The organism is Mycobacterium sp. IDUB_19, assembly GCF_055419445.1.
Map to the genome: position 1 here is coordinate 75,128 of NZ_JBVAXR010000024.1, position 6,475 is coordinate 81,602.

Annotated in this window: 6 protein-coding genes; 5 read left to right on the forward strand and 1 reads right to left on the reverse strand. The window is 69.8% G+C overall.

Translation table 11 applies throughout. The features are described from left to right. Positions 1 to 52 precede the first annotated feature (52 nt). From moeA to ACZY0B_RS18840, 4 genes are read left to right on the forward strand one after another with little or no spacing between them, the layout of a single operon-like run. A complete protein-coding gene (gene moeA, locus ACZY0B_RS18825) occupies positions 53 to 1,258 on the forward strand; it encodes a molybdopterin molybdotransferase MoeA (RefSeq protein WP_463765720.1) in 1,206 nt (401 codons plus the stop codon). 32 nt (positions 1,259 to 1,290) lie between these two features. Next, the gene (locus ACZY0B_RS18830) at positions 1,291 to 2,022 is read left to right on the forward strand and encodes a phosphatidylserine decarboxylase (protein ID WP_463765721.1); all 732 of its coding nucleotides are present in this window, start codon (positions 1,291 to 1,293) and stop codon (positions 2,020 to 2,022) included. Further along, positions 2,019 to 2,912, forward strand: a complete 894-nt coding sequence (gene pssA, locus ACZY0B_RS18835) for a CDP-diacylglycerol--serine O-phosphatidyltransferase (RefSeq protein ID WP_463765722.1) — start codon at positions 2,019 to 2,021, stop codon at positions 2,910 to 2,912. The genes ACZY0B_RS18830 and pssA overlap by 4 nt, the downstream gene beginning before the upstream one ends. Continuing rightward, positions 2,909 to 5,086: an AAA family ATPase gene (locus ACZY0B_RS18840; RefSeq protein WP_463765723.1), complete on the forward strand. Its 2,178-nt coding sequence runs from the start codon at positions 2,909 to 2,911 to the stop codon at positions 5,084 to 5,086. The genes pssA and ACZY0B_RS18840 overlap by 4 nt, the downstream gene beginning before the upstream one ends. On the opposite strand, the gene ACZY0B_RS18845 is transcribed toward ACZY0B_RS18840, so the two are convergent. Further along, on the reverse strand, positions 5,060 to 5,668 hold the full coding sequence (locus ACZY0B_RS18845) for a TetR/AcrR family transcriptional regulator (RefSeq protein ID WP_463765724.1): 609 nt from the start codon (positions 5,666 to 5,668) through the stop codon (positions 5,060 to 5,062). The genes ACZY0B_RS18840 and ACZY0B_RS18845 overlap by 27 nt on opposite strands. A gap of 21 nt (positions 5,669 to 5,689) precedes the next feature. Between ACZY0B_RS18845 and ACZY0B_RS18850 the strand changes: the two genes are divergently transcribed. Next, on the forward strand, positions 5,690 to 6,475 hold a 786-nt coding region (locus tag ACZY0B_RS18850; protein ID WP_463765725.1), incomplete at its 3' end, for a DUF2867 domain-containing protein.

Sequence of the window (6,475 nt, forward strand, 5' to 3'; positions counted from 1 at the left end):
CTACGTCGGGCGGCGCCCACCACCGTAGGCGGACAGGGAAGATAATGGCCGGGTGCGGTCGGTCGAAGAGCATCAGCGCGTCGTAGCGGGAATGATCACTGCGGGCCCCGCCGTCACGGTCGCGCTGACGGAGGCGCAAGGCCTGGTCCTGGCCGACGACGTGGTTGCCAACCTGGCGCTGCCGGTTTTCGACAACTCCGCGATGGACGGCTACGCGGTGCGAGCCGAGGACACGGCGGACGCCACACCCGAGCACCCGGTGGTGCTGCCGGTCGCCGAGGACATTCCGGCCGGGCGCACCGACCAGTTGACGCTGCAACCCGGAACCGCGCACCGGATCATGACCGGCGCGCCATTGCCGGCCGGGGCGACGGGCATCGTGCCGGTGGAGAGCACCGACGGCGGTGTCGAGTCGGTCGCGATCCGCGAGGGTGCGCAGCCCGGCAAGCACATCCGTCGCGCGGGCGAAGACGTCGCACCGGGCACCACCGTGCTGCGCAAGGGCCAGGTCGTCACCCCGGCGGTGCTGGGTCTGGCCGCGGCGCTGGGATTGCCTGGGCTACCGGTGATCCCGCGGCAGCGGGTGCTGGTGATCTCGACCGGGACGGAACTGGTGACGCCGGGCACCCCGCTGCAGCCAGGACAGATCTACGAGTCCAACTCGATCATGCTGGCCGGGGCCGTGCGTGAGGCGGGCGCGGAAGTGATCGCCGTCGCGACCGCCGAAGACGACGTCGAGCAGTTCAGCGCGATCCTCGATCGGCACGCAGGGAATGCCGACGTGATCATCACCAGCGGCGGTGTCAGCGCCGGCGCCTACGAGGTCGTCAAGGACGCCTTCGGCCGGGAGGGGGATCAGGGAGTCGAATTCGTCAAGGTGGCAATGCAACCCGGGATGCCGCAGGGCGTTGGCCGGGTCGCCGGCACGACGATCGTCACCCTGCCCGGCAACCCGGTCAGCGCGCTGGTGTCCTTCGAGGTGTTCCTCCGTCCGGCGCTGCGCACGGCCATGGGCCTGCCGGATCCGCACCGTCCGCACCGGCCCGCGGTTCTCGCGGAGTCGCTGACCTCGCCGCGCGGCAAGCGCCAGTTTCGCCGCGCGATTCTCGACACCGACGGCGGCAGCGTGCTCAGCTACGGCCCGCCTGCCTCGCACCATCTGCGCTGGCTCGCATCGGCGAACGGACTGCTCGACATCCCCGAGGAAATCGTGGAAGTATCCGCCGGAACCGAGCTGCAGGTCTGGGATCTGACCTAGCCCAGCTACCGAGGCTCCGTAAGATGACGCGGGTGGCACGACGCCCCCGCCCTTCCGCTGAGGAAGGCCCGTCCTATCAGGGCCCGACGGTCAGCCCACGGCACATGCTCGAGTTGGTGCGCGAGACCGTCCCGCCGGTGCACCCCGCGGGACTGCCGTTCATCTCCGCCGGCTTGGCCCTCGCATTCCTCGGACGCAACCACCGGTGGCCCCGTCGGGCCGGCCTGCTGGCCGCCGGTGCCTGCGCCGCGTTCTTCCGGCACCCGCCGCGAGTGCCGCCCACCCGGCCCGGTGCCATCGTCGCCCCGGCCGACGGCCTGATCTGCCTGGTCGACTCCGCCGTCCCGCCCGCCGAACTCAGCATGGGCGACGCGCCGCTACCGCGGGTCAGCATTTTCCTGTCGATCCTGGACGCCCACGTGCAGCGCGCCCCGGTCGGCGGCGAAGTGATCGCCGTCCAGCACCGGCCCGGCCGCTTCGGGTCGGCCGACCTACCGTCGGCGAGCGATGAGAACGAACGCACCAGCGTGCGGATCCGGACCGACAGCGGTGCCGAGGTGGTTGCCGTGCAGATAGCCGGGCTGGTCGCGCGCCGCATCGTGTGCAACGCGCACGTCGGAGACAAGCTGGCCATCGGTGACACCTACGGCCTGATCCGGTTCGGCTCCCGGCTGGACACCTATTTACCAGCGGGCGCTCAGCCCATCGTCGCCGTCGGGCAGCGCGCGGTGGCCGGCGAGACCGTACTGGCGGATCTGCCATGACAAACAAGATCCGGGGCCGCGCGGTCAACCTGCAGATCCTGCCCAGTGCGATGACGGTGCTGTCCATCTGCGCGGGGCTGACTTCCATCAAGTTCGCCCTCGAGCACCAGCCGAAGGCGGCCATGGCACTGATCGCCGCGGCGGCGATTCTGGACGGGCTGGACGGCCGGGTGGCCCGCATCCTGGATGCGCAGTCGCGGCTCGGTGAGGAGATCGACTCGCTGGCCGACGCGGTGAACTTCGGGGTGACGCCCGCGATCGTGCTTTACGTGACGCTGCTGTCGGCCTCGCCGGCCGGCTGGATCGTGGTGCTGCTCTACGCGGTGTGCGTGGTGCTGCGGCTGGCGCGGTTCAACGCGCTGCAGGACGACGGGACCCAGCCGGCCTACGCACACGAATTCTTCGTCGGGATGCCCGCGCCGGCGGGCGCGATCTCGATGATCGGCCTGATCGGACTCAAACTGCAGTTCGGTGACGGATGGTGGTCGTCGCCGGTGTTTCTCTGCATCTGGATCACCGGGACGTCGATGCTGATGATCAGCAAGATCCCGATGCGCAAGATGCACGCGGCCGCGGTGCCACCGAACTGGGCAGCCCCGCTGCTGGCCATCCTGGCGATCTGCGCGGCGGCGGCGGTGCTGGCCCCCTACGTCTTGATCTGGGTGATCATCATCGCCTACCTGTGCCACGTCCCGTTCGCGCTGCGCCACCAGCGCTGGCTGGCCGCGCACCCCGAGGTGTGGGGTGAAAAGCCCGAGCAACGGCGGGCGGTGCGGCGCGCGAACCGCCGGGAACAACCGCACCGGCGGCCGATAGGCCGGCTGGGCAGACCGGGCGGGCGATCGATGGCGCGGCTGGGGCTGCGTAAGCCGGGTGGACGATTGCCATGACGGGTCCCCGCGCGGGGTCCGGACAGCTGACGCTGACCGCCCGGCTGAACACCTCAGCCGTCGACTCGCGCCGCGGCGTCATCAGGATGCACCCCAGTGCCGTTGCCGCCCTTGGCATCCGGGAGTGGGACGCGGTATCGCTGACGGGATCGCGAACCACCGCAGCGGTGGCGGGGCTGGCCGACCAGGGCACCCCGGTGAGTACGGTGCTGCTCGACGACGTGACGCTGTCCAACGCCGGGCTGCGCGAGGGGACCGCGGTGATCGTCAGCGCGGTCACGGTGTACGGCGCGCGCTCGGTGACGCTGAACGGCTCTTCGCTTGCCATCCAATCGATTACCTCGGCCACCCTGCGACAGGCCCTGCTCGGCAAGGTGATGACCGTGGGCGACGCCGTGTCGCTGCTGCCCCGCGACCTCGGCCCCGGCACGTCGACGTCGGCGGCCAGCCGGGCGCTGGCGTCGGCAGTCGGGATCAGCTGGACCTCGGAGCTGCTCACCGTTACCGGCGTGGACCCCGACGGGCCGGTGAGCGTGCAGCCGAACTCGCTGGTCACCTGGGGCGACGGGGTTCCGATCGGCGCTGCGGCATCCCGGTCGGAACAGATCCGCGTCGCGAACCCCACCATCCATGTCGACGATCTCAAGGGCTCGCAGGCGCAGGCCGCCAAACTCACCGAATGGCTCAAGCTCGCCCTTGATGAACCCCATCTGCTGAAAACCCTTGGCGCCAAAACGAACTTGGGTGTGCTGGTATCGGGCCCGGCCGGTGTCGGCAAGGCCACCATGGTGCGCGCGGTATGCGCGGGCCGCAGGGTGATCGAGCTCGACGGCCCGGAGGTGGGCGCACTGGCGGCCGAAGACCGGCTCAAGTCGGTGGCCGCCGCGGTGACCGCGGTCCGCGACGGCGGTGGCGTGCTGCTGATCACCGATGCCGACGCGCTGCTGCCCGCGACGCCCGAGCCGGTGGCCGCCCTTGTCCTCGCCGAGCTGCGCAGCGCGGTGGCCACCGATGGCGTTGCATTGATCGCCACTTCCGCGCTTCCCGACCAGCTCGACCCACGGCTGCGCTCCCCTGAGCTGTGCGACCGTGAACTCGGCTTGCCGCTCCCCGACGGTGCAACCCGCAAAGCACTGCTGGCGACGCTGCTGAAGTCCGCGCCCACCAGCGAGCTGAATCTCGATGAAATCGCGGGCCGTACACCGGGTTTCGTCGCCGCCGACCTTGCCGCACTGGTGCGCGAGGCGGCGCTGCGGGCAGCCTCTCGGGCCAGCACCGACGGCCAACCGCCGAAGCTGAACCAGGACGATCTGGTCGGCGCCCTGAGCGTCATCCGGCCGTTGTCCCGCTCCGCCAGCGAAGAGTTGACGGTCGGGAACGTGACGCTCGACGACGTCGGCGACATGACCGAAGCCAAGCAGGCTCTGACCGAAGCGGTGCTGTGGCCGCTACAGCACCCCGACACCTTCGCGCGCCTCGGCGTCGATCCGCCACGCGGAATGCTGCTGTACGGGCCACCCGGCTGCGGCAAGACCTTCGTGGTCCGCGCACTGGCCAGCACCGGGCAGCTCAGCGTGCACGCCGTCAAAGGCTCTGAGCTGATGGACAAATGGGTGGGCGCCTCGGAGAAGGCGGTGCGCGAGTTGTTCCGGCGCGCGCGCGATTCGGCGCCGTCGCTGGTGTTCCTCGATGAGGTGGACGCGCTGGCGCCCCGGCGCGGGCAGAGCTTCGACTCGGGCGTGACCGACCGGGTGGTGGCCGCGCTGCTGACCGAGCTCGACGGCATCGACCCCTTACGTGACGTCGTGGTGCTGGGCGCCACCAACCGGCCCGATCTGATCGACCCCGCGCTGCTGCGTCCGGGCCGCCTGGAGCGACTGGTGTTCATCGAACCACCCGACGCCGCCGCCCGCCGCGAAATCCTGCGCACCGCAGCCAAATCCATTCCGCTGAGCGCAGATGTCCATCTCGATGACATCGCTGCCGAAATCGACGGGTACAGCGCGGCCGACTGCGTGGCGCTGCTGCGCGAGGCCGCGCTCACCGCGATGCGGCGGACCATCGACGCCGACAACGTCACCGCCGCCGACCTGGAGGCGGCCCGCAAAACCGTGCGGCCCTCGCTGGACCCCGTGCAGGTCGACTCGCTACGGGCGTTCGCCAAAGCTCTCTAGCACCGCGCGCACCGACACCGCGACATCGGCTTCCAGCCAGGACGGCATCGCCGCATCGTGCGCGTGCCGCCGGACGACCGCGTAGGGCAGGTCTGCGACCGCGCGCGCGACGGCGTCGACGGATCGGGAATCTTTGCGGCCATACAGCTTTCGGGCCAGGACGCCAACCCGCTCGGTCAACGGCGCGTTCATGGCGGCCACCGTCTCCTGGAATTGCGCGTCGGGTTCCTCGTCGAGCAGGTCACCCGGGCGGATGGTCAACAACAGCCGGGCATCCTCCGGCAGTTCCCGCGCGAAGCTGATCGCGGCGACGGCCATCGCGACCGCGGTTTCGACCGGCGTATCGGCCGAATTGGTCTCCGCGGCCGCCATCGCGCGGGACTGGAAGCGTTCCAGCGCACGCAGCCACGCCGCGGTCAGGATCCCGTCGCGGTTACCGAAGCGGTGATACAGCGTGCCGGCAGGCGCACCGCTGGACTTCGCGATCGCGGCCACACTGGCCGCGCGCGGCCCGCCCTCGAGCACCAGCGCCCGGGCTGCGTCGAGGATCACATCGGTTTCGTGCTTCCGCGGAGGCGCCATGATCTAGTACAGTCCTTCCATATGGAACGATTACCCTATATTGATGAGCATGCCATAACTGTCGATGCGAATCGCGCAGAAACGTGGTCGGCGCTGCTACGAGTCATGTGTCGCGACCCGCACGACCCGTGCACCGTGCCAACCGGTTTCGTGCTCGAGGAAGCCCGGGCGCCCGAACGGTTCGCGCTCAAGGGCCGCCACCCGTTCGCGGTCTACCGCTGGGTGTTCGAATTGGATGCCCAGGCAGCGGACCGCACTCGCCTGCGCGCGGCCACCTGGGCGGCCTTCCCGGGACTGCATGGAAAGCTCTACCGCGCCCTTGTCATCGGCACCGGTGGACACCGGGTCGCGGTGCGGTGGACGCTGGAACGCATTGCGGCGGCGGCACTCGCCGAGCAGACCGAGACCGGCGAGACCGCGTCTGACTACACCGACGTCTTCGAAGTCCCGATCCCGCACGGCGATACCCGCACTGCCGAACAGATGTTTCGTGACGCAGTGCGAGATGAACCGGGTGGCGGAATTGTGTTGTGGATCCACCGCCATGTATTGAGATTTCGCCTCGGTCCGCTCTCCTCACCCGATCACGTAATCGGCTGGCCGATCGTGCATTCGGATCCCGATGCGATCGCGCTGACGACGAACGGGCCGCTGATGCGCGGCGAGCTGACGCTGCGACGGGAGGACGGTCGGCGTGCCACGCTCACCACTCGTGTGCACTATCACCGCAAAGTCGCCGCCCGAACGGTCTGGGCCATGGTCGGCCCCCTGCATCGGGTCGTCGCACCACGGTTGATGGAACGTGCC

Bases quoted from the DNA above. Each gene is read 5' to 3' on its own strand.
- pssA (WP_463765722.1), top strand. From the start codon at position 2,019: ATGACAAACAAGATCCGGGGCCGCGCGGTCAACCTGCAGATCCTGCCC.
- ACZY0B_RS18840 (WP_463765723.1), top strand. From the start codon at position 2,909: ATGACGGGTCCCCGCGCGGGGTCCGGACAGCTGACGCTGACCGCCCGG.
- ACZY0B_RS18845 (WP_463765724.1), bottom strand. From the start codon at position 5,668: ATGGCGCCTCCGCGGAAGCACGAAACCGATGTGATCCTCGACGCAGCC.